20 protein-coding genes and 2 pseudogenes are annotated in these 22,621 nt (G+C 73.6%); 11 read left to right on the top strand and 11 right to left on the bottom strand.

Going from position 1 to position 22,621, the window contains the following annotated elements:
• Nucleotide 1 precedes the first annotated feature (1 nt).
• The 4 genes and pseudogenes from OG352_RS02180 to OG352_RS02165 form a co-directional block, all read left to right on the top strand.
• Nucleotides 2-1,096, top strand: a complete 1,095-nt coding sequence (locus OG352_RS02180; RefSeq protein ID WP_329223671.1) for an asparaginase — start codon at nt 2-4, stop codon at nt 1,094-1,096.
• Nucleotides 1,093-2,022, top strand: a complete 930-nt coding sequence (locus tag OG352_RS02175; protein ID WP_329213711.1) for a glutaminase — start codon at nt 1,093-1,095, stop codon at nt 2,020-2,022. Before OG352_RS02180 ends, OG352_RS02175 begins: the two co-directional genes overlap by 4 nt.
• A complete protein-coding gene (gene mptB / locus OG352_RS02170) occupies nt 1,929-3,560 on the top strand; it encodes a polyprenol phosphomannose-dependent alpha 1,6 mannosyltransferase MptB (protein ID WP_329213709.1) in 1,632 nt (543 codons plus the stop codon). Before OG352_RS02175 ends, mptB begins: the two co-directional genes overlap by 94 nt.
• A pseudogene (locus OG352_RS02165) lies at nt 3,557-4,408 on the top strand (glycosyltransferase family 87 protein); the annotation flags it as partial. The gene mptB and the pseudogene OG352_RS02165, both read left to right, overlap by 4 nt.
• Before the next feature lie 272 nt (nt 4,409-4,680).
• On the opposite strand, the gene OG352_RS02160 reads toward OG352_RS02165, so the two are convergent.
• Both OG352_RS02160 and rho read right to left on the bottom strand, forming a co-directional pair.
• Nucleotides 4,681-6,006, bottom strand: coding sequence for a D-alanyl-D-alanine carboxypeptidase family protein (locus OG352_RS02160; RefSeq protein WP_329213707.1), 1,326 nt, complete (start codon nt 6,004-6,006; stop codon nt 4,681-4,683).
• 124 nt (nt 6,007-6,130) lie between these two features.
• Nucleotides 6,131-7,270, bottom strand: coding sequence for a transcription termination factor Rho (gene rho / locus OG352_RS02155; RefSeq protein ID WP_329213704.1), 1,140 nt, complete (start codon nt 7,268-7,270; stop codon nt 6,131-6,133).
• A gap of 577 nt (nt 7,271-7,847) precedes the next feature.
• On the opposite strand from rho, the gene OG352_RS02150 reads away from it, so the two are divergent.
• Complete coding sequence (locus OG352_RS02150) at nt 7,848-8,714, top strand: hypothetical protein (protein WP_329213702.1); 867 nt, start codon at nt 7,848-7,850, stop codon at nt 8,712-8,714.
• 84 nt (nt 8,715-8,798) lie between these two features.
• Here OG352_RS02150 and OG352_RS02145 read toward each other — a convergent pair whose 3' ends face one another.
• Nucleotides 8,799-9,206: a nuclear transport factor 2 family protein gene (locus OG352_RS02145; protein ID WP_329213700.1), complete on the bottom strand. Its 408-nt coding sequence runs from the start codon at nt 9,204-9,206 to the stop codon at nt 8,799-8,801.
• Nucleotides 9,207-9,319: 113 nt separating this feature from the next.
• Between OG352_RS02145 and OG352_RS02140 the strand changes: the two genes are divergently transcribed.
• The gene (locus tag OG352_RS02140; RefSeq protein WP_329213698.1) at nt 9,320-10,045 is read left to right on the top strand and encodes a class I SAM-dependent methyltransferase; all 726 of its coding nucleotides are present in this window, start codon (nt 9,320-9,322) and stop codon (nt 10,043-10,045) included.
• 5 nt (nt 10,046-10,050) lie between these two features.
• Here OG352_RS02140 and OG352_RS02135 read toward each other — a convergent pair.
• The 5 genes and pseudogenes from OG352_RS02135 to OG352_RS02115 all read right to left on the bottom strand — a co-directional run bounded on the left by OG352_RS02135 (nt 10,051) and on the right by OG352_RS02115 (nt 14,476).
• A pseudogene (locus tag OG352_RS02135) lies at nt 10,051-11,217 on the bottom strand (serine hydrolase domain-containing protein).
• A 98-nt stretch (nt 11,218-11,315) separates the two neighbouring features.
• Nucleotides 11,316-12,293, bottom strand: coding sequence for an acetylxylan esterase (locus tag OG352_RS02130; protein WP_329213696.1), 978 nt, complete (start codon nt 12,291-12,293; stop codon nt 11,316-11,318).
• A 111-nt stretch (nt 12,294-12,404) separates the two neighbouring features.
• Nucleotides 12,405-12,989 (bottom strand): Rv1733c family protein, encoded by a 585-nt coding sequence (locus OG352_RS02125; RefSeq protein ID WP_329213694.1) that lies wholly within the window; start codon nt 12,987-12,989, stop codon nt 12,405-12,407.
• Between the two features lie 133 nt (nt 12,990-13,122).
• On the bottom strand, nt 13,123-13,878 hold the full coding sequence (locus OG352_RS02120; RefSeq protein WP_329213692.1) for a ferredoxin reductase: 756 nt from the start codon (nt 13,876-13,878) through the stop codon (nt 13,123-13,125).
• Nucleotides 13,871-14,476 (bottom strand): sulfite oxidase-like oxidoreductase, encoded by a 606-nt coding sequence (locus OG352_RS02115; RefSeq protein ID WP_329213690.1) that lies wholly within the window; start codon nt 14,474-14,476, stop codon nt 13,871-13,873. Before OG352_RS02115 ends, OG352_RS02120 begins: the two co-directional genes overlap by 8 nt.
• A gap of 253 nt (nt 14,477-14,729) precedes the next feature.
• Between OG352_RS02115 and OG352_RS02110 the strand changes: the two genes are divergently transcribed.
• A complete protein-coding gene (locus OG352_RS02110; RefSeq protein WP_329213688.1) occupies nt 14,730-15,662 on the top strand; it encodes an NADP-dependent oxidoreductase in 933 nt (310 codons plus the stop codon).
• Nucleotides 15,659-16,399, top strand: a complete 741-nt coding sequence (locus OG352_RS02105; protein WP_329213685.1) for a GNAT family N-acetyltransferase — start codon at nt 15,659-15,661, stop codon at nt 16,397-16,399. Before OG352_RS02110 ends, OG352_RS02105 begins: the two co-directional genes overlap by 4 nt.
• 8 nt (nt 16,400-16,407) lie before the next feature.
• Here OG352_RS02105 and OG352_RS02100 read toward each other — a convergent pair whose 3' ends face one another.
• Nucleotides 16,408-16,809, bottom strand: coding sequence for a MarR family winged helix-turn-helix transcriptional regulator (locus OG352_RS02100; protein ID WP_329223669.1), 402 nt, complete (start codon nt 16,807-16,809; stop codon nt 16,408-16,410).
• A gap of 285 nt (nt 16,810-17,094) precedes the next feature.
• Here OG352_RS02100 and OG352_RS02095 point away from each other — a divergent pair, with 285 nt between their 5' ends.
• On the top strand, nt 17,095-17,979 hold the full coding sequence (locus OG352_RS02095; RefSeq protein WP_329213683.1) for a putative protein N(5)-glutamine methyltransferase: 885 nt from the start codon (nt 17,095-17,097) through the stop codon (nt 17,977-17,979).
• Here the strand turns inward: OG352_RS02095 and OG352_RS02090 are convergent.
• Together OG352_RS02090 and OG352_RS02085 are read right to left on the bottom strand one after the other, a co-directional pair.
• On the bottom strand, nt 17,972-18,676 hold the full coding sequence (locus OG352_RS02090; protein ID WP_329213681.1) for a hypothetical protein: 705 nt from the start codon (nt 18,674-18,676) through the stop codon (nt 17,972-17,974). The two genes, OG352_RS02095 and OG352_RS02090, sit on opposite strands and share 8 nt — an antisense overlap.
• A 119-nt stretch (nt 18,677-18,795) precedes the next feature.
• A complete protein-coding gene (locus tag OG352_RS02085) occupies nt 18,796-20,862 on the bottom strand; it encodes a SpoIIE family protein phosphatase (protein ID WP_329213679.1) in 2,067 nt (688 codons plus the stop codon).
• 257 nt (nt 20,863-21,119) lie between these two features.
• Between OG352_RS02085 and OG352_RS02080 the strand changes: the two genes are divergently transcribed.
• Together OG352_RS02080 and OG352_RS02075 are read left to right on the top strand one after the other, a co-directional pair.
• Nucleotides 21,120-22,031 (top strand): hypothetical protein, encoded by a 912-nt coding sequence (locus tag OG352_RS02080; protein ID WP_329213677.1) that lies wholly within the window; start codon nt 21,120-21,122, stop codon nt 22,029-22,031.
• 120 nt (nt 22,032-22,151) lie between these two features.
• Nucleotides 22,152-22,520, top strand: coding sequence for a hypothetical protein (locus tag OG352_RS02075; RefSeq protein WP_329213675.1), 369 nt, complete (start codon nt 22,152-22,154; stop codon nt 22,518-22,520).
• Nucleotides 22,521-22,621: the final 101 nt, after the last annotated feature.

Genomic DNA, 22,621 nt, shown 5'->3' with positions numbered 1-22,621 from the left:
GATGTACGGCAGTTCCCTCGCCCAGGCCCCCGCGATCCGCGAACCCCTCCACGCACCCGTCGCCCATCTCGTGCGCCGCGGGGTGACCGAGGGCATCCACTACGGCTCCGTCGTCGTCCTCGGCGCGGGCGGTGAGGTCGAGTTCCAGCTCGGCGACATCGAGGCCGCGTTCTACCCGCGCTCGGCGCTCAAGCCCGTCCAGGCCGTCGCCATGGTACGGGCCGGGCTGCCGCTCGACGGCGGGCTGCTCTCGCTCGCCGCCGCCAGCCACTCCGGCGAGGAACGCCACCTCGCCGGGACCCGGCGGATCCTCGAGCTGGGCGGTGTCACGGAGGACGACCTGCGCAACGTCCCGGACCTGCCGTACGCCCCGGCGGTCCGCGACGCGTGGATCCGGGACGGCCGCGAGCCCTCCCGCCTGGCCCAGAACTGCTCCGGCAAGCACGCCGCCATGCTGTACACCTGCACGCTCAACGGCTGGTCCCTCGACGGCTACCTCGACCCGGAGCACCCCCTCCAGCAGGTCATCGCCGAGATCGTCGAGGACCTCACCGGACAGCGGATCGCACGGGTCACCGTCGACGGGTGCGGCGCCCCCCTCTTCTCCGTCTCCCTGCACGGCCTCGCCCGGGCCGCCGCCCGCATCACCACCGCGGCCCCCGGCACCCCGGAGGCCCGGGTCGCGGACGCCATGCGCGACCACGCCGAGATGGCCTCCGGCGCCGGCCGGGACGTGGCCGCCCTGATGCGGGCCGTCCCCGGCCTGCTCGCCAAGGACGGCTTCGAGGGCGTCGAGGTCGCCGCCCTCCCCGACGGCCGGGCCGTCGCCGTCAAGATCTCCGACGGCGCGAACCGCGCCCGCGTCCCGGTGACGGCGGCCGCCCTCGCCCGAGCCGGCGTGGACCCGGCCCTCCTCACCGAGTTCGCGGGCGAACCGCTCCTCGGCGGCGGCGAACCGGTCGGCCACATCCACCCGGCCCGCGCACTCGACCCGATCTCCGCCCGCCCGCACCTCATCGACGCCCTCGCCGCGGTCAAGGAGGCCGCCGCCCTCGCCAACGAGGAGCTCGGTCTGCCGGCACCGGACACGACATGACAACGACGTCGTCCCGTGCCTTCCAGCCGGTCCTGGAGCGCATAGCCGCGGAACTCGCACACGCCCCCGGCCGGGGCCGCCCCGCCGACTACATCCCGGCCCTCGCGGCCCGCGACCCGCGCAGCTTCGGCATGGCCGTCGCGGAACCGGACGGCACGGTGTACGGCGTGGGGGACTGGCGGGAGCCGTTCTCCGCCCAGTCCCTCACCAAGGTCTTCACCCTCGCCCTCGTCCTGGCCCGCGAGGGCGACGGGCTCTGGGAGCACGTGGGCCGCGAACCCTCGGGCAACCCCTTCAACTCCCTGGTCCAGTTGGAGTACGAGAACGGCATCCCGCGCAATCCGTTCATCAACGCGGGCGCGCTGGTCGTCACCGACCGCCTCCACACCCGTACCGCGGACGCGGCAGGAGAACTCCTCGGCTTCCTGCGCGCCGAGAGCGGCAACCCCACGCTCGACTTCGACGAGGAGGTCGCCGCCTCCGAGTCCGCGCACGGCGACCGCAACGCCGCCCTCGCCCACTTCATGGCGTCCTACGGCAACATCGACAACGACGTACCGGTCCTCCTCGACCAGTACTTCCGCCAGTGCTCCCTCAGCGCCTCCTGCGCCGACCTCGCGCTGGCCACCGGCTTCCTCGCCCGGCCCGGCGTCCGCGCCGACGGCACCCGGCTGCTCACCCGCAGCCAGGCCAAGCAGGTCAACGCGGTGATGCTGACCTGCGGCACCTACGACGCGGCCGGCGACTTCGCCTACCGGGTCGGACTGCCCGGCAAGAGCGGCGTGGGCGGCGGCATCATCGCCGTCGTACCGGGGCGCTGCACGCTGTGCGTATGGAGTCCGGGCCTGGACGAACGCGGCAACTCGGTGGCAGGAGTGGCCGCCCTGGACCGGTTCACGACCCTGACCGGTCTGTCCGTGTTCTGAACCCGCAGCTGTTCCGAGCCCGCGGAACTCATCGCCCCGGCCGCGCCCGCTCACCCGCCGCTCACGCGCAGGCCGCCGTGCGGAGGGCGGGGCGTCGCTCTCCGGTCACCCGGCGTCGACACCATGACGGAGTGTCGGCCAAGGCGTTCCCCATCGATCTCCGTCGCTGTCAGGTGCTGGGCCTGGCCGGCACGGCCTGTCTCGCGCTCGGCGGTGAGACGGCCGGCGCGCTGCCCGCCCGCGAGCTCCTGGCCCCGTCGTCGGTGCACGCCGCGCTCGGTCTGGTCGGCGTCTACTGCGGGCTGGTGCTGCTGACCACGGCCTGGGTCCTGCTGGGCCGGCTGGTGCGCGGCGCGGATCCGCCGACCCCGCGCGCCCTCGTCCTGGTCCTCGTCGTCTGGGCGGCGCCGCTGCTGATCGCGCCCCCGCTGTTCAGCCGGGACGTGTACAGCTACCTGGCCCAGGGCGCCATGGTGGACGCGCATCTCGACGTGTACACGCACGGTCCGGCCCGGCTCGGCGGTCCGCTCGTCGACGAGGTCGCCCCGCTGTGGCGGCACACCGGAGCCCCGTACGGCCCCGTCTTCCTCGCCCTCGCCGGGGCCCTGGCCGGTGCGACCCGGGGTGCGCTGTCCGCCGGGCTGTTCGGTATGCGGTGCGTGGCGCTGTTCGGGGTGGCGCTGATGACGGCCGCCCTGCCCCGGATCGCCCGGCACTGCGGCGCCGACCCGGCCGCCGCGCTCTGGCTCGGCGCCCTCAACCCGCTGGTGCTGCTGCACCTGGTGGCCGGCGCCCACAACGACGCGATCATGCTGGGCCTGCTCGGCGTCGGCCTGGCCGCCGCGCTCGGCCGCCGACCGGTGCCGGGAGCCGTCCTGATCACCCTCGCCGCCCTGGTCAAGGCACCCGCCGCGCTGGGCCTCGTCGCGGTCGTGGTCCTGCAACTGCGGGCCGGCCGGCGCCCGGTCCCGGCCCTGCTGACGACGGGGGCCGCGGCCGCCGTCACCACGGTCGCGGCGACCGCCGTCGCGGGCACCGGATACGGCTGGATAGGCGCCCTGGACACCCCCGTCTCCGCGCAGAACTGGGCGCTCACCAGCCTGCTCGGCCGGGCCACCCGCGCCCTGCTGGAGCACCTCGGCAGCGACCTGGCACCCCTCGCGATCCCCGTCTGGCACCTGCTGGGCCTCGCGGCGACGGCCGTCGCCCTCGTCGTCATCTGGTGGCGGCTGCGCCCGCGCCCGGTGTACGCGCTCGGTCTGAGCCTCGCCGCGGTGGCCGCGTTCGGCCCGGCGATCCGCCCCTGGTACGCGCTGTGGGGCCTGTTCCTCATCGCCGCGGCGGCCCCCGACACCCTGATACGGCACCGTACGGCGGCCGTGGCGGGCGTCCTCGCCCTCGCCGTCCTGCCCGACGGCGGCCCCGCCGACACGGGCCGCCTGATGCTCGCCGTCTCCGGCGGGGCGCTCGCCGTGGTCGTCCTGTGGCAGGCCCACCTCGCGGCACGGACGCCGACCGCCCTGGGGCGTACGGCATGAGACCGAATGCCGTCCGGGGTCCGAAACCGCCCCGCACCGACCGCGGCCGCCTCCTGCTGCTGCTCGCGCTCGCCACCCTCGTCGCCGCCTTCACCGCGACGGTTCCGCTGCTGCGCGACTGGTTCGACCTGCGCGTCTACTACGGCACCGTCAACAGCTGGATCCACGACGGCGGCCGCGTCTACGACTACCGGGTGCCGGGCACGTCGTACGGCTTCACCTACCCGCCGTTCGCGGCCGTCGCCATGCTGCCGATGGCGCTGGTCGGCCTGCGCACCGCGATCCTCGCCGCCCTGCTGCTCAACCTGGCGGCGCTGGCCGTCGTCGTCCGGGTGCTGGTCGGGCCGCGGTGGCGGCGCTGCGGCTGGTACGGCGCCGGCCTCGCCGTCTGCGCCCTCGCCCTGTTCGAACCGCTGCGCGACACCTTCAGCTTCGGTCAGGTCAACCTGCTGCTCCTGGCCCTGGTCCTGACCGACGCGTGGCTGCTGGCGACCGGCCGGACCCGCTGGGCCGGGGTCGGCATCGGCCTGGCGGCGGCGGTCAAGCTGACGCCCGCGCTCTTCATCGGCCTGCTGCTGGTCACCCGCCGTTGGCGGGAGGCGGCCGTGGCCACGGCCGTGGCAGCCGCCGCCACGGCGTTCGCGGCCCTGGTCGCCCCCGACGCCTCACGCTTCTACTGGACGGACGCCCTGTGGGACACGAGCCGCGTGGGCCGGCTCGACTACGTCTCCAACCAGTCGCTCCAGGGCGTCCTGGCCCGGCTGGGCGTGGAGAGCCGGGCCGTCTGGGGGGTGCTGGCCCTGGCGGCGCTGTGCTGGTGGGCGTGGCGGGCCCGGCGCGCGGTGGCCGCGGGGGACTGGCAGGCGGCGTTCGCCCTCACCGGCCTCACCGCCTGCCTGGTCAGCCCCGTCACCTGGGTGCACCACCTGGTCTGGCTGCTGCCGTCGTTCGCCGTGCTGATCCGCGCGGGGCGCCGACGCGTCGCGGGCGCCCTGTACGCGGTGCTGTGCACCAGCGTGGTGTGGCTGTGGTTCCACGACGCGTCCGGCGTCGACGGCTTCCTCGGCAGCAACACCTACACCTGGATCACGCTCGGTCTGCTGCTGTGGCTGCCGGTCGGTCACCTCTCCGACGGGCGGCGGCCCGTGAGCCGCAGCACGAGCGCCACGGCGGCCCCGCCCAGCCCGGCGACGCCCGCGATCAGTGCCGCCGCCGACCAGCCCGACCAGGCCGGAGCACCGCCGCCGGCGGTCGCCGCCGCGACGGGCGCCGACGCGCCCACCGGGGTCGGCCGCTCAGGGGTCGGCCGCTCCGGTCCCGGTCCCGGCTGAGGACGCTGGACGCGCTGCGGGAGCGCCCGTTCCCGCAGCGCGTCCAGCGAGCCCACCGCGTCGACCCGCCCGGCGGCCGCGAACCCCCAGTCCAGCAGCTCGCGCGCCTCCTCGTAGACGGCGAACCCGCCGCCCGCCTGCGGGTTCATCACCGTCACGACGAGGGTGCGCCCGCCTTGGCGGGCGGCGGCGACCAGGGTGTTGCCGGCGTTGCTGGTGTAGCCGTTCTTGATCCCGATCAGCCCCGGATAGGGCTCGACGCCGTCCGCCCCGGTCAGCAGCCGGTTGGTGTTCGCGATCCCGTACGACCCGCCCCCGTCACCGGGGAAGCTCGCCTCCGCGGTGGCGCAGTACCGCGCGAAGTCCGCGTCGCGCAGCCCCGCCCGCCCGAACACCGCCAGGTCGTACGCCGACGACACCTGGCCCGGCGTGTCGTACCCGTCGGGCGACCGCACGTGCGTGTCCAGGGCGCCCAGGGAGCGTGCCTTGGCCTGCATCCGGACGGCCGCTGCGTCCCAGCCGCCGCTGAGCGCCGCCAGGACGTGCACCGCGTCGTTGCCGGAGTTGAGGAACACCCCGCGCCACAGGTCGGCGACCTGGTACGTGTGTCCCTCGGCGACGCCGACGAGGCTGCTGCCGGGCCCGATGCCCATGAGCTCCTCCTCGCTCACCCGGTGCCGTAGACCGCCGGGCAGGGTCGGCAGCACCGTCAGCGCGAAGAGGGTCTTCAGCGTGCTGGCGGGGGGCAGCCTGCGGTGCGCGTTCGACGCGGCGAGCACCTCGCCGGTCCCCGCGTCGGCCACCAGCCACGACAGGGCGGAGACGTCCGGGACCTCGGGGGTGTCCCGGTGGGGCCTGACCAGTGTGCCGGAGCGGTACAGCAGGGACGGTTGCGGCGCCATCACCCGTGGCCCACCCGGTCCGCCGGGTCCGCCGGGCACGGCGAGGCTGCCGGGCGCCGGTGCTCCGGGGTCCGCGTCGGCGGGGGCGGCGGGGGCGGCGGGGGCGGCCGGGGCGGCCGGGGCGGCGACCGCGGCGGGCCCGAGGGCCAGAGCGCCGGCCACACAGAACGCGCAGGCCGCCACAGCAGCCCGGGAAGAGAATCCGATCGTCATATGATCAACGTAGGAACGAACCCGGCGTTCCCCGCGCTGCCCGTGCCGAACAGGTACCCGTGAGCACCCGGATGCCGCACGTCGCGCATGAGACGTCGCGTCAGGCGTCGCATCGGACGTCGCGTCAGGCGGCGGGTAGCGTCGGCTGGATGCGGCGCAGGAAGGTCGCGTTGTCCGGGGTCTCGCGCATCCGCTCCAGGAGCGTCTCCAGGTTCGCCTGGCCGTCCCGGGTCTGCAGGGCCCGGCGCAGGCCGCGCATGGCGGTCAACTCGCCGGGGGAGAGCAGGAGTTCCTCGCGGCGGGTGCCGGAGAGGTTGATGTCGACGGCCGGGAAGACGCGCCGGGAGGCGGGTTCGCGGTCGAGGCGGAGCTCCATGTTGCCGGTGCTCTTCAGTTCCTCGAAGTAGAAGTCGTCGGCGCGGGAGCCGGTTTCGACCAGGGCGGTGGCGAGGACGGTGAGCGAGCCGCCCTCCTCGGCCGCCCGTGCGGCGCCGAAGAACCGCTTGGGGCCGATCAGCGCGGTGGCGTCGACCCCGCCGCTGAGGGTGCGGCCCCCGGCGGCGGCCGCGTTGTTGTGGGCCCGGCACAGCCGGGTCAGCGAGTCGAGCAGGATCACGACGTCCTCGCCCGCCTCGACGAGCCGCTTGGCCCGCTCGATGACGAGTTCGGCGAGGGCGATGTGCTGCCTGGGCGCCCGGTCGAACGTCGAGGCGTACACCTCGCCGCGCACGGAGCGCCGCATGTCGGTGACCTCCTCGGGCCGCTCGTCGAGCAGGACGACCATCAGCCGCGCCTCGGGATGGTTGCCGGCGACGGCGGCGGCGATCTGCTGGAGCAGCACGGTCTTGCCGGTCTTCGGCGGGGCGACGATCAGCCCGCGCTGGCCCTTGCCGACGGGCGCGAGGAGATCGGCGACCCGCCCGGCGAGACCGGCCGCCGGGTGTTCCAGACGGAGCCGCTCGTGGGGGTGGAGGGGGGTGAGGTCGCGGAAGTGACGGCGCGTGCGCAGCGCGTCGGGCATGCGGCCGTTGACGCGCGCGACCTCGGTCAGGGCGCGCTGGGTGCCGCGCACTCCTTCGACGAGGTCGCCCTTGCGCAGGCCGTGACGGCGGATCAGCGCGGCCGGGACCTGGAGATCGGCGGCCGTGGGCAGGAGGTCCGCGGAGCGCAACTGCCCCTTCCCGCTCGCGTCGACGTCGAGGACACCGGCGGCGACCCGGGCCGGAGGCTGCTGCACCGGGGGGTGTTCGAGAGTGGTGGTCATGGTGGTGGTCGGTCCTTTCAAGGACGGAAGGCATGAGGCATGCGGAGAGGGGGAGCAGCCGCGAAGGGAGGGCGCACGGCGCACCTCGGGCGGCGGGAACAGCACCTCGACCGCGGCAGAACCGATCCGGGCGGTGAGATGATGCGAGAAATGCCGTTGCACCGGCCGGAAAGGGCGGGTGATGCGGCGAACTGAAGGTGATGTGGAACTGGCACCGGCGCCACGGACATGCGGCGTACACAAGTGCTACCAGGACTGTAGCATGCTGGTCGTCTCCGGTGGGTGTCAACGCGCCCACGGCATCGCATATTCCGCCGGGCGGCGGCGCCTGGAGGAGGCGCCGGACTTCTCTGTTTGGGCCGAGGCAGGTTCTCGCGGAGGTCGGGCACACCTCACGCGGATCGGCACTCGACCTTCGATGAGAAACGATCAACCTTCGCTGTGGCAGATCAGCACACAGGGACCGAGGCCGGGACGAAAATCCCCGCCTCGCCGCAGTTTACGGCAGATGTCCCCAGACCATAACGATCCCTGACGGCAAGGGACTTGACCGCTGTTTCTGCCTTATCTTCACGTCATGTCCACGCCGCCTCAGTCTCCGGAGCAGCCGGAGCAGCCGTCCGGGGCGCCGGCCCAGCCGAGCGCGTATCCCTATCCGCATCCGCAGTCGCCGGGCCCCGTCGGGCCGCCGACGCAACAGACTTTCTACGCCCAGCCGACACTGGCCGGGCCGCCCGCTCTGCCAGGCGGGCCCCAGCCCGGCAATCCGTACGCCCAGCACGCCCCGTACCCCGTCGTCGGGCCGCCGCCCACGAGGGGCGGAGGCGCCGGACGGGCGGTCCTGTGGGCCGTGGTCGGCGCGGTGGCGGCGTCGGCCGCGTGGGCGGCCGGTGTCTTCCTCATCGGCACCGGAGCCGATCCCGACCTGCGCGGCTACACGGCGCCGTCGAACCTGTGCAACGCCACCGACTACTCGTCCTTCAAGGAGGAGTACCCGGCGAACGACAGCGCCCCGACCCACAACAGCCTCGAGGACGACGCCCTCGACGAGGGGCTCTGCAGCCTCAGCCTGAAGAAGACCGGATCGACCTACTCGGACGCCTACCTCTCCGTCCAGCTGGACCGGCACAAGAAGACCGACCCCGGACCGGAGTTCACCGCCACCTGGAAGAACTACGCCGACAGTCACACGGGTTACGACGTGGAGACCGTCACCGGCATCGGCGACGAGGCCTACCTCGTCAGCGACGACACCACCGCCAGTTCGTCGACCGGCTCCCTCTACGCCACGCTAGCCGTACGGGACGGCTGGGTGACCTACACGATGAGCTACAGCGCCTACTACTCCTCGTACGACAACGACACCGATCCGCCGAAGCTCGACGAGGTCTCGGACTGGCTGAAGAGGGACACGAGGACGACCCTGGGGGACCTCAAGGACTGAGGCCCGACCCAGGGCCCCACGGCAGGCGGCCGACTCACCGCGAGGTCGGCGGTCGGCCACCGGCATGTCCACCTCGGTCTGACGTCAGGAGGCGGAGGACGACCGCGCCTCCGCCTCCTTCACGATGTCCGCGAACTGCGCGCCCATGGCCGCCGCGAGGGCCTGCGCACCCGACAACGGGCGCACCATGACGGTGAGTTCGTCGATGAGCCCGGCCTCGTTCAGGTGGATGAAGTCGCAGCCGGTCAGCTCCCGTTCGCCCACCCGCGCCGTGAACATCAGCGCGTGGTCGCGCCCGTCGCCCCCGCCGAGCTCCCGCTCGTAGCGGAAGTCCTCGAAGACCCTCGTCACCCCGCGCAGGATCGCCGCGGTGATCGCCTTGCCCGGGTACGGCTTGAACACGACCGGGCTGGTGAACACCACGTCCTCGGCCAACAGCGCCTCGACGGCGTCGAGATCGCCGGCCTCGACCGCCTCACGGAACGCGCGCATCGGATCACCTCATTGACAGACATGGACAGAAATTGATGGACAGTACATATGTCGGGTGGGCGCCGCTGACGACCATCACCGCTCCACCCGGCGGACGCCGTAGGCTGACGCGGATGTTCAGCCCCGAAGGCCCCACCCTGCGCGAACTCGCCGTCCAGGCCCTGTCGTCCGTCGAGCACGGCTACGACCTCCTCGCGCCGAAGTTCGACCACACCCCCTTCCGCACCCCGGACTCCGTCCTGGCCGCGGTCGCCTCGGCCCTGAAGGAGTCCGGCCCGTACGAGGACGGCCTCGACCTGTGCTGCGGCACGGGCGCCGGGATCGACGTCCTGGCCACGGTGTGCCGGGGCCGCGTGACCGGGGTCGACTTCAGCGCGGGCATGCTCGACGAGGCACGCGGGCGCAGCCGTCCGGCGGGCCCGCGCGTGTCGTGGGTGCGCGCGGACGCCCGCGCCCTGCCGTTCACTTCCCGCTTCGGCCTCGTCGTCAGCTTCGGCGCGTTCGGGCACTTCCTGCCCCGCGAGCTGCCGGGCCTGTTCGCCCAGGTGCACGGTGTGCTGCGGCCGGGCGGCTGCTTCGCGTTCCCCGTCCCGGCCCCGCCCGGTCCGTCCTCCCCGGCCTTCTGGACGCTCCTCGGCTTCGACGCGGTGATGCGGGTGCGCAACGCCCTGTGGCGGCCGCCGTTCGTGATGTACTACCGCGCCTTCCGGCTCGGCGAGGTCCGGCGCGAGCTGGAACACGCCGGGTTCCGCGTCGGCCTGCGCGCCCTGCCCGAGTTCGGCACGAGGAGCGACGGAAGCCCACGGGTCCGTATGGTCGAGGCGCGCCGGATCGACTGAGCCGGTCACAGCGCGCTGTACAGGGCGTCCACCAGCGCCTTCTTTCGCGGGTCGTTCGCGATGTGCGGCCCCATACGGTTCATCACGTACCCCAGCGACACCCCCGCCTCCGGATCCGCGAGCCCGCAGGAGCCGCCGAAGCCGTCATGGCCGAACGCGCGCGGGTTGGGCCCGTACGAACCGTTCGGGCCGCTGAGCCACAGCCCGAGCCCGACCTCCGTGTCGTGCTCGAACCCGGCCCCCAGCACCACGTCCCGGCAACTGCCCTGCCCCTCCCGCACCCGCTCGGCCGCCTCCGCGGAGAGGATGCGACGGCCGTCGTACGCGCCCCGGCCGGCGAAGATCCCGTACAGCGCGGCGACGGCCCGCGCGGTGCCGTGGCCGTTCGCGGCCGGAAGCTCGGCGGCCCGCCAGCGCGGCGAGTTGGCCTCGGTCACGCCCACCGGCGGGTTGGTCAGGGCGGCGAGGGCCGCAGGCGCCAACTGGCTGAAGACCGCCGCCTGTTCGCCGGCCGAGGCGGACGGCGGATGCACCAGCTCGGCCGCCCGGCCGGCCTCCTTCTCCGGCAGCCCGATCGTGAAGTCGATGCCCAGCGGGCCGGTCACCTCACGCTCCAGGAAGGCCCCCGGCAGCAGCCCCGACACCCGCCGCACGACCTCCCCGACCAGGAATCCGTAGGTGAGGGCGTGATAGCCGGACAAGGTGCCCGGCTCCCACCAGGGCTCCGTGGCCGCCAGTCGCGCGGTGGTCAACTCTCAGTCGTAGAGCTGCTCGAGAGAGTGCGGCTCGCGCAGTCCGGAGAGCCCCGCACGGTGGGACAGCAGATGCCGCACGAGCACCCGCCCCTTGCCCGCCGCCCCGAACTCCGGCCAGTACACGGCGACCGGCGCGTCGAGGTCGAGCAGCCCCCGGTCGGCGAGGATGTGCGCGCACAGCGCCGTCGGCCCCTTCGACGTGGACCACACGTTGACCAGCGTGTCCCGCTCCCACGCACGCGTGCGCGCCGGGTCGGCCCAGCCGCCCCACAGATCGGCCACCGGCACGCCGTCGACCGTGACGCTCACCGCTGCGCCCAGCTCGCCGCGCTCGCGGAAGTTCTCCTCGAAGGCGGCGCGCACCGCGGCGAACCGTGGGTCGCAGTGGCCGTGAACCTGTGGCACGTGCTCGGACATGGGGCCTCCGTGGTCCGCGTGGACCCCGGACCGCGACGATGCGACCCGGGCACCCCGAACGTACCGACTGGTCGGACCGGAGGGAAGCCGTCGGCCGCTCAGGCGTACGAGCGCAGCCAGCGCAGCCTGGCCGCGTCCTGGTAGGGGCCGCCGCCCTCGTGGTCGTTGAACTCGTACACCTCGATCGTCTTGTCCTCGTGCGCCCACGCGTTGAAGGCGGCGAAGACGGTCGACGGCGGGCAGGTCTGGTCCTCCAGGGCCGCCGAGAACAGGGCGGGGGCCGAGCCACGGGACGCGAAGTGCACGCCGTCGAAGTACGACAGCGTGCGCAGGGCGTCCTGGGCGCGACCGCGGTGCGTCTTGAGGAACAGGCCTATCTCACGGTACGGGTGACGGTCCGTCAGCGTCGTGGCGCGCGGGAAGTCGCACAGGAACGGCACGTCCGGGGCGATACCCGCCAGGTCCGGCACCAGTCCGCCGACGGCCAGCGTGAGGCCGCCGCCCTGGCTCCCGCCGAGCGCCACGGTCCGCGAGGCGTCGGTCGACGGGTGGGAACGGGCCGCCTCGATCGCGCGCACCGCGTCCGTGATCACCCGGCGGTAGTAGTAGTTCTCGGGGGCGTCGATGCCCCGGGTCATGAACCCGGGGTAGGAGGGCGCACCGCCCACCGGGTCCGGGGTGCCGCCCCCACCGCCCCACGCGCTGCCCTGGCCGCGGGTGTCCATGACGAAGTACGCGCGGCCCGTCGACGCCCACAGCAGATGCTCGTGCGGCAGACCGCGCCCGCCGCCGTACCCGAGGAACTCCACGACCAGGGGCAGCGGTTCGGATGCCCCGGCGGCCCCGGCGGGCAGCACCAGCCAGCCCTTCACCGGGTGACCGCCGAACCCGGCGAACGTCACGTCGTGCACCCGCACGGTGGTCAGGCCCGTGTCGACCGGCTCGAAGCGGGCGTCCAGGTCGTGCTCGCGGGCGTCCTGGAGGGTCTTGGACCAGAACGAGTCGAAGTCCTCGGGCTCGGTGGACGCGCTGCGGTACTCGCGGAGCTCTTCGAGAGACAGGTCGAACAGGGGCATGAAGGACCGCCTTTTGTTGAGCGCCCGGGCGAATGATCACACCGTACGTGCGGGGCGGGAAGCCTCGCCAGCCCCTGGTCAGGAGCTTCGGGGCTCAAGAGCTTCGAAGCTTCAGGCGGGCCTGCGCCGCGTCCACTGCGGCTCCGTAAGGGCCCACTCCCGCTCCCACTCGTCCAGCCGGTGCCGCATCGCCACCCGGCGGACGACGGCGTGCCCGAGGAGCACCACGGCGGCCGTACCGCCGGCCGCGCAGGTGGCCATGGTGACGGTGTGCTGCCACACCAGGGTGCCGCTGGTCGGCGGTGCGACGCCCCGCCCCCGCGCGTCGAGCCACACGTCGACCCGGTCGCCCCGGTGCGTGCCCTCCGGAACCCGCGCCGTGGCCGTGCGCGCCTTCTCACCGGACGGCGTCCAGCGCACCGTCACGCGGTAGGTCCGTTCCCGGACGCCGTCCGCCGAGGGCAGGGTCTCGGGTACCTGGCCGACGACCTCGGCGCGCACCCGGTGGCGTTCGGCCCGCTGCTGGGTCGCGACCGCCTGCGCGTCGGCATGGGCCCACCGGCCGACCAGCACCCCGGCCGCCGGCACGGCGACCAGCAGCAGCGCGGCGACGACCAGCGCCGTCCACGCCTCCACGACGTCCGACCGGCGCCGCAGCGGATTCCGCCGCCGCCGACCGTGCACCCGGATTCGCATGTCGACCTCCTCGCCGTCACGCGTACGAGTGCCCACATGAGTGGCGTACCCCGTTCGGAGTACATCGTTTCACGCATCGCCCACGACGGCCCTCTGGAAGGGCTCGGGAGGGGGTGTGGGGGGGGTGTCGGGGTCAGCCGAAGCGTTCGATGCGGACGCGGTCCACCGGCTGTCCGGCCTCGACCAGCAGCCGCGAGGCGTGCTCGGCGAACCCGTTGGAGCCGCACACGTACGCCTCCCAGCCGCCCGTCGGCTGCTCGGCGAACAGCGGAGCCACGTGTGCGGCGGTGAGCCGGCCCACGGGCACGCCCGCCGGCGCGCTCCGGGTGAACACGGGCGTCGTCTCCGCGCCGTACTCGCGCGCGTAGATCAGCTCCTCGGGGGCGCGTGCGGACACCAGCAGCCGCAGCGGTACGTCGAGGCCGCGTGCCCGGTGGTGGCGGATCATCGACATCAGCGGGACGACCCCGGAGCCGGCGCCGATCAGCAGTGCGGGCCGGTCGCCGGGCCAGGCGAAGAAGCCGCTGAGCGGGCCGCGCACCTCGACCTCGTCGCCCGGCTCGGCGACGGTGTGGAACCAGCCCGAGACCTCCCCGCCGGCCACGTGGTCCAGGGTGAGTTCGATGTGCCCGTCCTCGTCGGGCGCGGAGGCGATCGAGTAGTGCCGCTGGGCGGTGTAGCCGTCGGCGGCGGCCAGCCGCAGCATCAGGTGCTGGCCGGGCAGGTGGCCCGCCCAGGCCGGCACCGCGAAGCGGAAGGTGGCCGCCTGCGGGGTCTCGCGACGGATCTCGGTGAGCGTGGCCGTCTGCCACACGGCGGCGGCCCGGTTGCTCACGGCGATCCGGCCCGGCACGGCGAACCGGGTGACGGGCGCGAAGGTCTCAGTCACCGGCGTACCTCTGCTCCTCCCAGGGGTTGCCCCGGGCGTGGTAGCCGTTCTGCTCCCAGAAGCCCGGCTCGTCGTGGTCGAGGAGGCTCAGGCCCGCGATCCACTTGGCGCTCTTCCAGAAGTACAGGTGGGGCACCAGCAGCCGCGCCGGACCGCCGTGTTCGGCCGCGAGGGGCTTCCCGTCGTACTCCCAGGCGATCCAGGCGCGCCCGCCGGTGAGGTCGGACAGGGGCAGGTTCGTGGTGTACCCGGTGTGCGAGTACGCGACGGCGTGGGTCGCCGACGCGGCGGGCCGGACGGCCGCCAGGAACACGTCCAGGGACACGCCCCCGAACCGCACGCCGAACTTCGACCAGCTCGTCACACAGTGGATGTCGCCCTCGTACGCGGACTCCGGCAGCGCGTGCGCCTCGTCCCAGTCCCAGGTGCGGGGCGCCTCCACCAGACCGTCGACGCGGAAGGTCCAGTCGGCTGGCGTGAGGTCGGGCGTGACCTCGGCGGACAGGACGGGCCAGTCGTCGCCCGCGTCGTACTGGCCGGGGGGCAGCCCCGGATCGAGGACGCGCGGGCGCCCGGTGAAGCCTCGGGTGACGTTCATGCGGTTCCAGCGTGAGGACGGCGTTCTGCTTACGCGGTCAACCGTACGTGCAAGTCAGCGGTGCTCCGCACCGGGTCCGCCCACCGGTCATCAAGCCCGTGTGAACACTCCCGAGGGCGAGGAATACGCACCCGGTTCCCCGCTCTTGAACGTGTCGTTCGGAGCCGGCGGTGCGGCGGTGCAGGGCCCGGCGGGTCCGGTGCACGGCTCGGTGCCAGGGAGCCAGCGGAGTCAGGCAAGGAGAGTGGGAGCAATGCCGAAGGCATACGTCTTCACCCGGTACGGCGGCCCGGAGACGGAGGCGCTCGTCGATCTGGAGCGGCCCCGGCCCGGGCCCGGGGAGGTGCTCGTCGCGGTGCGCGCGGCGGGGGTGAACCCCGTGGACTGGAAGCAGCGCACGGGCTACCGGCGCCCCGGCGAGACGGGTGAGCGCGCGTTCCCCGCGGTCCTGGGCAACGAGGTGGCCGGCGTAGTCGAGGAGACCGGCGAGGGCGTGACCGGCTTCGCGCCCGGCGACGAGGTGTTCGGCACCGCCGTCGCGGGCGGCTACGCCGAGTACGCGCTGCTGGCCGCCGGCATCACCGCGCACAAGCCGGCCGAACTGTCCTTCACCGACGCCGCGACCCTCCCGGTGGCCGCCGCGACGGCCTACGACGGCGTCCACCAGCTCGCCCTGCCCGCCGGGGCGACGCTGCTGGTCACCGGAGCGGGCGGCGGCGTCGGCGTCGCCGCCGTGCAGATCGCCCGCGTCCTCGGACTGCGTGTGGTGGGCGTCGCGAGCGAGGGCAAGAAGGACTTCCTCGAATCGCTGGGCGCGGTGCACGTCCCGGCCGGCGAGGGGTGGGCGGACGCCGTACGACCGACCGCCCCGGACGGCGTCGACGGCGTCTACGACCTCGTCGGCGGCGAGGTGCTGCACGAGGCGGCCGGCCTGGTGCGCGACCGCGCCCGGCTGATCACGGCCGGCGCCCCGTCCGAGGAGGTCGAGCGCCTGGGCGGCGCCCGCGTGGCACGCGCCCGCAACGCGGACGTCCTGCGGGCGGTGGCGGACCTCGTCGTCCGCGGCGACCTGAACCCGCACGTCACCCTCACCCTCCCGCTGGAGCGGGCGGCCGAGGCACTGCACGAGGTCGAGTCCGGCCACGCCCGAGGCAAGGTCGTCCTCGAGGTCGGAGCGTCCGCATGACCACCCCCGGGCCCCGCCCCACCCCTCGGCACGTTCTGGACAATCCCGCCCTCGCGGCTCTCACCGGTCCGCACGCGCACTTCGCCGAGCGTCGGGGCCGCGTCCTGCGCTACCCCCTCGACGTGTCGCCCTGGCTGGCGTTGCCGGATGATCCGGACGCCGGTGACTGGGCGGACCTCGCCGCGCTCGCCGGTCCCGGTGCGGAGGTGCCGCTGCTCGGCTTCCGGGGGGCGGTCCCGGCCGACTGGGAGATCACGTTCCAGTTCGAGGGCGTGCAGCTCGTCGGCGAAGGAGTGGTCGCGGCGCCCGACCCGGAGGCGATCCCGCTCGGGCCTGCCGACGTATCCGAGATCCTCGACCTGGTCGCCCGCACCAGGCCGGGCCCGTTCGAAGCCCGCACCATCGAACTCGGCACCTACCTGGGCGTACGACGGGACGGCGCGCTGATCGCCGTCTCCGGTGAACGTCTGCGTCCGCCGGGCTGGACCGAGATCAGCGCCGTCTGCACCGACCCCGCGTTCCGCGGCCAGGGGCTGGCGAGCCGCCTGATCCTCGCCGTCGCCCACGGCATCCGCGAACGCGGCGAGAGCCCCTTCCTGCACACCGGCGCCGACAACACGAACGCCATCCGCCTCTACGAGTCCCTGGGCTTCCGTGTGCGCCGCAGAACACCGTTCCTGGCGGCACGGGTGCCCCAGCGGCTGGGGGAGGGACGGGAGGCGGTGCCGGTGGCGTAGGGAGTCGGTCAGTCGCTCCCGGAGGCGGGACCGGTCCAGGCGTTGTACCGCACCAGATACTCCGCGAACCGCTCCAGATCCCCCGTCGGCCACTGCGCCAGCCGTTCCCGGAAGGCCGTGCGGCGGCTCTCGGTGACCTGGGCGAGGAGGTGGCGGCCGGTGCCGGTGAGGTGGAGGACCTGGACGCGGTGGTCCTCGGGGGCCTGGCGCCGTTCGATCAGGGCGGCGCGCTCCAGGGCGGCGACCTGGCGGCTCACCGTGGACTTGTCCAGGGCGTAGTGCGCGGCGAGGTCGGTCGCCCGGCAGCCGCCGCTCTCCTCCAGGTGCCCGAGGAGCGTGTACGACACCAGTGACAGCTCGGGGTGCAGCCGGCCCGCCGACGCACGGGCCCGCCGGGCGAAGACCGTCATCTCCCGCTGGATCGTCTCCACGGCCTCGGCTGCCTCGGCTGTTTCCACGGGGGACTCCCTCACTCGCACTCGCTCATGCGCACTTGTCTAGTTGCGTAGTACAACTGTAGGCGTTGGGGTACTGTGGCCGTCCGGCTGCGGAGGCTCCCAGTCGTGCGAGGCCGAGGAGGTGGGACCCATTACCGCAAAGTCAGGTCGGGTGCTCTCACCTCGTGTCGGCGTGGACCGCCGCCCGTAGGCGACCCGCGAGAGCGCCCTTCGGCTTCCGAAAGGCACCTCGGCTCCATGCCCTCTCCTCTTTCTCCGCCCTCGTCCCCTTCCGGACATCCCGCTTCGGTTTCCTCTTCGGCTTCCGCTTCCTCTTCCTCCCGTGACGCCCTCGCCGCCGTCCTGCGGGCCGCCGGGTGCGTCTTCGCCGAGGACGAGGCGGAGTTGATCCTCACGGCGGCCCGGACCCCGGACGAGGCCGCCGCCATGGCGGAGCGCCGCGCCGCGGGCCTGCCCCTCGAACACGTCGTCGGCTGGGCCGAGTTCCACGGTCTGCGCATCACCGTCGAGCCGGGCGTCTTCGTGCCCCGCCGCCGCACCGAGTTCCTCGTCGACCAGGCCCTCGCGGCGGCGCCGCACGCCTCCGTCGTCGTCGACCTGTGCTGCGGCTCGGGCGCGGTCGGCGCGGCCCTCGCCGCCTCCCTCGGCCAAGTCGAGCTGCACGCCGCGGACATAGACCCGGCGGCGGTGCGCTGCGCCCGGCGCAATATCGCCGGGTACGGCGGACTCGCCTGCACGGGCGACCTGTTCGCGGCGCTGCCCGCCCAACTCCGGGGCCGGATCGGCATCTTGGCCGCCAACGTGCCGTACGTTCCCACCGACGAGGTCCCCCTGCTGCCGGCGGAGGCCCGCGAGCACGAGCCGCTCACCGCCCTCGACGGCGGCGGGGACGGACTGGACGTACTGCGCCGCGTAGCCGCCGAGGCACCGCGCTGGCTCGCCCCCGACGGCTGCCTCCTCGTCGAGACCAGTGAGCGCCAGGCCCCCGCCGCCGTCGAGGCGTTCACCCGCAGCGGCCTGGCGGTGCGGCTGGCGCAGGACGACGAGCTGCACGCTCACGTGGTCGTCGGCACCAGAGTCACCGGTGCCACCGGGGTCACCACGGCCACCGGGGTCAGGTAGCGGCGCCGCTGCCCGTGGGGCTGAGGGAGTGGTCGTCCCCGCGGTCCCACGGGCCGTGCCCCGGGAAGCCGCCGTGCCGGTCGCCCGGGCCATGGTCGCCGAAGGCGCCGGACAGGACGCGCTCGGCCGTGTTCGTGTCGCCGGAACGGGACCCGACGACGAACACCGTGTCGCCCTTCTTCAGGGCGCCGGCCCCGGAGCCGGAGGCGCCGTCGGAGAACACGGACGTGTCCGAACCCACCGTCCACGTCCACGAGACGCCGTCCTCGCTCTTGACGGTGACACGGTCGTCGTTCACCTTCTCCACCGTGCCCCGCTGCCACACGCGGACGACCCAGTCGCCGGTGTCGGGATCCTTGACGGTCGCCTCACCGTGCACCGCGTCGCCGCCGAGACCGGACCACGGGCCGCCGCGGCCGTGCCGTCCGCCGGGCCCGTCGGTGGAGGACGCGGACGGCGACGCGGACGGCGAGCCGCCGTCGGAGCCGTTCGCCGCCGCGTACGCGACGGTGCCGCCGAGCGCCAGGACGGCGACGGTCGTGGCCGCGATCACCGCCCGGCCGCGGGCCGATCGACGCCGCCACAGCGCGCGCGGGCCGGTGCGTTCCCGTTCCTCGCCGACCGGCCCCGAGAGCAGCTCCACCTCGTCCGGCCTTCGCGGCACTTCCGGCACTTCCGGCCTCTGCGGCTCCTGCATCACGGCTCACTCTCCTCGGCCACGACGGCGGCACCACTGCCACACCTCACTGCGATTGTCCGAGATGCCCGGTAAGGAGCCGATAACGGGAACCTGTGAGTCGGGGCGGGTGGCGTCGCCTACGCGGTGGCCCGGGCCCGCGCGACCAGCAGGGCGACGTCGTCGTGGTTGTCGGAGTGGTGCAACGCGCTCAGCAGCCGGTCGCACAGCTCCTCCAGGGGGCGCGCGGGGTCGTCGAGGAGCGCCAGCAGCGCGTCCAGGCGCTCGTCGAGAGAGTCCGTGCGGGTCTCGACGAGGCCGTCCGTGTACAGCACGAGCTGGTCGCCGGGCGCGAAGTCGACGTCGGTCGTGGAGAACGCCACCCCGCCCACGCCCAGCGGCACCCCGGTGGGCAGGTCGAGCAGCTCGGGCGGGTGGCCGGGGCGGACCCGGGCCGGCGGCAGGTGCCCTGCGTTCGCGATCCGGCACCGTCCCAGCCGGGGGTCGTGGACGACGTACACGCAGGTGGCGATGGAGTGGTCCAGGCCCTGGGTGATCCGGTCGAGGTGCTCCAGCAGGACCGCCGGGTCCAGGTCGAGGGAGGCCAGTGTGGTCGTCGCGGTGCGCAGCCGGCCCATCGTGGCGGCGGCGTCGATGCCGCTGCCCATCACGTCGCCGACGACGAGCGCAGTCTTGCCGTCCTCCAGCGGGATGACGTCGAACCAGTCGCCGCCGACCTCGGTGGTGGCGCCCGCCGGCTGATAGCGGGAGGCGACCTCGAGGCCGCCGGTGACGGGCGGATGGCTCGGCAGCAGGCTGCGCTGGAGGGTGAGCGCGGTGGTGCGGGCGTTCTGGTACCAGCGGGCGTTGTCGATCTGCATGGCGGCGCGTGCCGCCAGCTCGCGGGCGAGCAGCAGGTCGTCCTGGCTGAAGGGGAGCGGGTGGTGGATCCGCTTCAGGTCCAGGGCGCCGAGCACCTCGCCCCGCGCGATGAGCGGCACGGCCAGATAGGAGTGCACACCCGCCCGGGCCAGCAGCTCGGCCGACTCGGGGGAGCGGGCGATGCGCGCGAGATCCTCGTCCTTGACCTCCGCGACCATGACCGGCAGGCCGGTGCGCACGCACTCCGTGATGAGCCGCTGCGGCCCGTAGCGGGCGACCTGGCCGGGCGGGTCGGAGGCCTGGAGGGCCTCGGGCGCGTTGTACACCCGCACCGCCAGGGCGCGGATCACGGCGCCCTCCGCGGGTCCGAGACTGGTGCGCCGGCCCGCGACCACCGCGTCGAGCAGATCCACCGCGGCCACGTCCGCCAGTACCGGCACCGCCACGTCGGCCAGTTCACGGGCGGTGCGCTCCAGGTCCAGGGTGGTGCCGATGCGGGCCGAGGCGTCCGCGATCAGCGCCAGCCGGCGGCGCGCCGCCTCGGTCTCGACGGACGCCCGGTGCCGCTCGGTGACGTCGACCACCGAGATGGCGACGCCCAGCACGGTGCCGCGGGCGTCCTCCAGGCGGTACAGGGAGATCGACCAGGTGTGGTCCGCGTCCGGGTCGGCAGGGGTCCGGCCGGCGGTGAACCGGTCGACGAGCGGCTCCCCGGTCCGCAGCACCTCGCGCGCCTCGTCCTCCAGGACGTCCGCGTCCAGCAGGGGCAGCACCTCGCGGACCGTCCGCCCCAGGTGCTCCTCGGCCGGCACACCGTTGATCCGCGCCAGCGCGGGGTTGACCGAGACGTACCGCAGGTCGGTGTCCAGGACGGCCAGGCCGTTGGGGGACTGCGAGACCATCCGGGCGGACAGGGCGACGTCCCGCTCCAGCCCGCGCACCGTCGTCTGGTCGGTGGCCAGGCCCAGGGCGTACACATTGCCCCGGTCGTCCATGAGCCGCATGTTGCGGAACTCCACCAACCGGGTGGTGCCGTCCTTGCGCCGGATGGGGAACGCCCCCGCCCAGCTCCGGCCGGTGGCCATGACGTCCGCGAACAGTTTCACGACCAGGTCGACATGCTGCTCGTGGACCATCACCCGGGCCGCGAACCGCCCCAGCGCCTCCTGCGCCGGGTAGCCGAACAACTCCTCGGCCTGGGGACTCCACAGCGCGATACGGCCCTCGGTGTCCAGCACCACCGAGGCCACGTTCAGCACGTCCAGCAGTCCGCTGGGGCCCGTCGGGCCACCATCGCCTGCCACGGACGATCTGGCTGCGCTCATGCCACGTACCGCCTCCGCACGTCGATGCGGCACGCCGTCCCCTGTGCCGACTCCCCCTGTTCTACCGCGCTCAACCCATTTCTCCCACGCCTCGGGGGCTCTTCTCCATGGTCCTCCAGTACGGCTTCGCGCGCCGTTCTCCTCAGGGTCCGCACCTGTCCATCAGATTGGTCTGTACATGACTACGACGTCGGGCCAGACTGTCCGCCGAGCTCGCCCCACCCCCGCTCGCCCCACCCCCCTCGACGAGGAGTCCCATGCCCCTGCGCCCTGCCCGCAGCCGCCGTAGTCGTAGCCCCTTGTCAGGGACCGCCCGTACCACCCGCACCGTCCTCCTCGCGCTGGCCCTCGCGACGGTCGCCGCCCTCTCCGCCGCGCCGCCCGCCGCTGCCGCCGACACCTGGACCGAGGTCGGCTCCGACCGTGCCGAGCCGCTGACCGAGAGCCAGGGCCTGACGTCGGTCGAGGTCCCGGTCGGCGGCGCCAACCGCTACACCGGCGTCGGCACCATCCCGCTCTCCGTGTCCACCCGGGGCTGGAACCACGTCGGCGACCCGGACGCCTCCTACGACGGCTACTACGTCGAGCCCTACCAGAGCGACTCGGGCGCCTCGAAGATGTACCGCGTGCAGGCACCGGGCGGGGCCTGGTCGGAGTACGTGCACGCGCTCGGCCCGGGCGAGGCACTCAACAACTCCTGGGTGGCCGTCACCCCGAACAGCCGGTGGATGCTGTCGGGCGAGTGGGGCACCATGACCCGCTTCCTCGTCTTCCCGACCCCCGGCGCCAACGCGAGCACCTCGCCCTCGGCGAACCTGCCGCAGGTGTCGACCGTCCGCCTCGACCACGCCGTGCGCGACGTCCAGGGCTGCGACTTCACCGGCCCGACCACCCTGCTCTGCTCCTCCGACGACCCGGCCGGAACCCTCTTCGGCATCACCAAGCCCCTCCTGCGGATCGACCTGTCCGCCGAACCGGACGCCACGGGCGACGTCAGCGGCCATGTCACGGCCCTGCGCCAGTTGCCGCTGCGCAGCTCCTGCTCGGGCACCTTCGAGACGGAGGGCATCGACTACGACCGCCGCAGCGGCACCCTTCGCGTGATCGTCATCTCGCCCGGCTTCTGCGTCCTGACCGACAGCAAGACGTACCGCTTCACGCGGAGCTGAGCCCGGCGCCGGCGGCTCCCGCCGCTGGTTCCTCGCGGAAAGTGGTGCTTTTCTGGGGATGTGGCGCGGTTCGCGGGGAACCCGCACTGCCGCGCCACCGCCACGAGAGGAGCGATCACGATGGACCGCGAGCGACCGCACGAGGAGTCCGTCTCCGTCGAGATCAGCGGATGCAGCAAGGAGGACGCCCGCATCGTGTTCGACACGCTGGGCGAGTGCTTCGCGTCGGACCGCGGCGCCGACGAGGCGCCGCAGCAACTGCACGAGACCCGCCCGATGGTGTGGCTCGGCACCTTCGAGGTCACCGAAACGCACGACTGCGCCCGCCCGGCCCGGCTCTCGTCCTCCGTCGAGGCCGACGCGCAGGGCGGCTACTGGGCGATCGAGCGACTCCGTACGGCGCTGGACTCGGCGTTCGCGGTACGCGACCTCTCCTCCGCCTCCGGGGACCAGGAGCGGGAACTGCACGTCGTGCTCGAGAGCCGGTGAGCGGTGAGTCGGTGATCCGATGAGCCGGTGGGCCGGTGACCTGTGGCACATGGCCCCGACCTCATTGTGCAACAAGTTGCATAACCCGTGTGCGGTCCTCT

Origin of the sequence: Streptomyces sp. NBC_01485 (assembly GCF_036227125.1) — a bacterium.
Taxonomy (GTDB): domain Bacteria; phylum Actinomycetota; class Actinomycetes; order Streptomycetales; family Streptomycetaceae; genus Streptomyces.
Note: the sequence above shows the minus strand (reverse complement) of the source record. Positions and strands in the feature narration are given on the sequence as shown.

What these genes read in the sequence shown, in the direction of transcription:
- OG352_RS02180 (WP_329223671.1), top strand. Translation starts at nt 2, where the DNA reads ATGTACGGCAGTTCCCTCGCCCAGGCCCCCGCGATCCGCGAACCCCTC.
- OG352_RS02175 (WP_329213711.1), top strand. Translation starts at nt 1,093, where the DNA reads ATGACAACGACGTCGTCCCGTGCCTTCCAGCCGGTCCTGGAGCGCATA.
- mptB (WP_329213709.1), top strand. Translation starts at nt 1,929, where the DNA reads ATGGAGTCCGGGCCTGGACGAACGCGGCAACTCGGTGGCAGGAGTGGC.
- OG352_RS02160 (WP_329213707.1), bottom strand. Translation starts at nt 6,006, where the DNA reads ATGACGATCGGATTCTCTTCCCGGGCTGCTGTGGCGGCCTGCGCGTTC.
- rho (WP_329213704.1), bottom strand. Translation starts at nt 7,270, where the DNA reads ATGACCACCACTCTCGAACACCCCCCGGTGCAGCAGCCTCCGGCCCGG.
- OG352_RS02150 (WP_329213702.1), top strand. Translation starts at nt 7,848, where the DNA reads ATGTCCACGCCGCCTCAGTCTCCGGAGCAGCCGGAGCAGCCGTCCGGG.
- OG352_RS02145 (WP_329213700.1), bottom strand. Translation starts at nt 9,206, where the DNA reads ATGCGCGCGTTCCGTGAGGCGGTCGAGGCCGGCGATCTCGACGCCGTC.
- OG352_RS02140 (WP_329213698.1), top strand. Translation starts at nt 9,320, where the DNA reads ATGTTCAGCCCCGAAGGCCCCACCCTGCGCGAACTCGCCGTCCAGGCC.
- OG352_RS02130 (WP_329213696.1), bottom strand. Translation starts at nt 12,293, where the DNA reads ATGCCCCTGTTCGACCTGTCTCTCGAAGAGCTCCGCGAGTACCGCAGC.
- OG352_RS02125 (WP_329213694.1), bottom strand. Translation starts at nt 12,989, where the DNA reads ATGCGAATCCGGGTGCACGGTCGGCGGCGGCGGAATCCGCTGCGGCGC.
- OG352_RS02115 (WP_329213690.1), bottom strand. Translation starts at nt 14,476, where the DNA reads ATGAACGTCACCCGAGGCTTCACCGGGCGCCCGCGCGTCCTCGATCCG.
- OG352_RS02110 (WP_329213688.1), top strand. Translation starts at nt 14,730, where the DNA reads ATGCCGAAGGCATACGTCTTCACCCGGTACGGCGGCCCGGAGACGGAG.
- OG352_RS02105 (WP_329213685.1), top strand. Translation starts at nt 15,659, where the DNA reads ATGACCACCCCCGGGCCCCGCCCCACCCCTCGGCACGTTCTGGACAAT.
- OG352_RS02100 (WP_329223669.1), bottom strand. Translation starts at nt 16,809, where the DNA reads ATGACGGTCTTCGCCCGGCGGGCCCGTGCGTCGGCGGGCCGGCTGCAC.
- OG352_RS02095 (WP_329213683.1), top strand. Translation starts at nt 17,095, where the DNA reads ATGCCCTCTCCTCTTTCTCCGCCCTCGTCCCCTTCCGGACATCCCGCT.
- OG352_RS02090 (WP_329213681.1), bottom strand. Translation starts at nt 18,676, where the DNA reads ATGCAGGAGCCGCAGAGGCCGGAAGTGCCGGAAGTGCCGCGAAGGCCG.
- OG352_RS02085 (WP_329213679.1), bottom strand. Translation starts at nt 20,862, where the DNA reads ATGAGCGCAGCCAGATCGTCCGTGGCAGGCGATGGTGGCCCGACGGGC.
- OG352_RS02080 (WP_329213677.1), top strand. Translation starts at nt 21,120, where the DNA reads ATGCCCCTGCGCCCTGCCCGCAGCCGCCGTAGTCGTAGCCCCTTGTCA.
- OG352_RS02075 (WP_329213675.1), top strand. Translation starts at nt 22,152, where the DNA reads ATGGACCGCGAGCGACCGCACGAGGAGTCCGTCTCCGTCGAGATCAGC.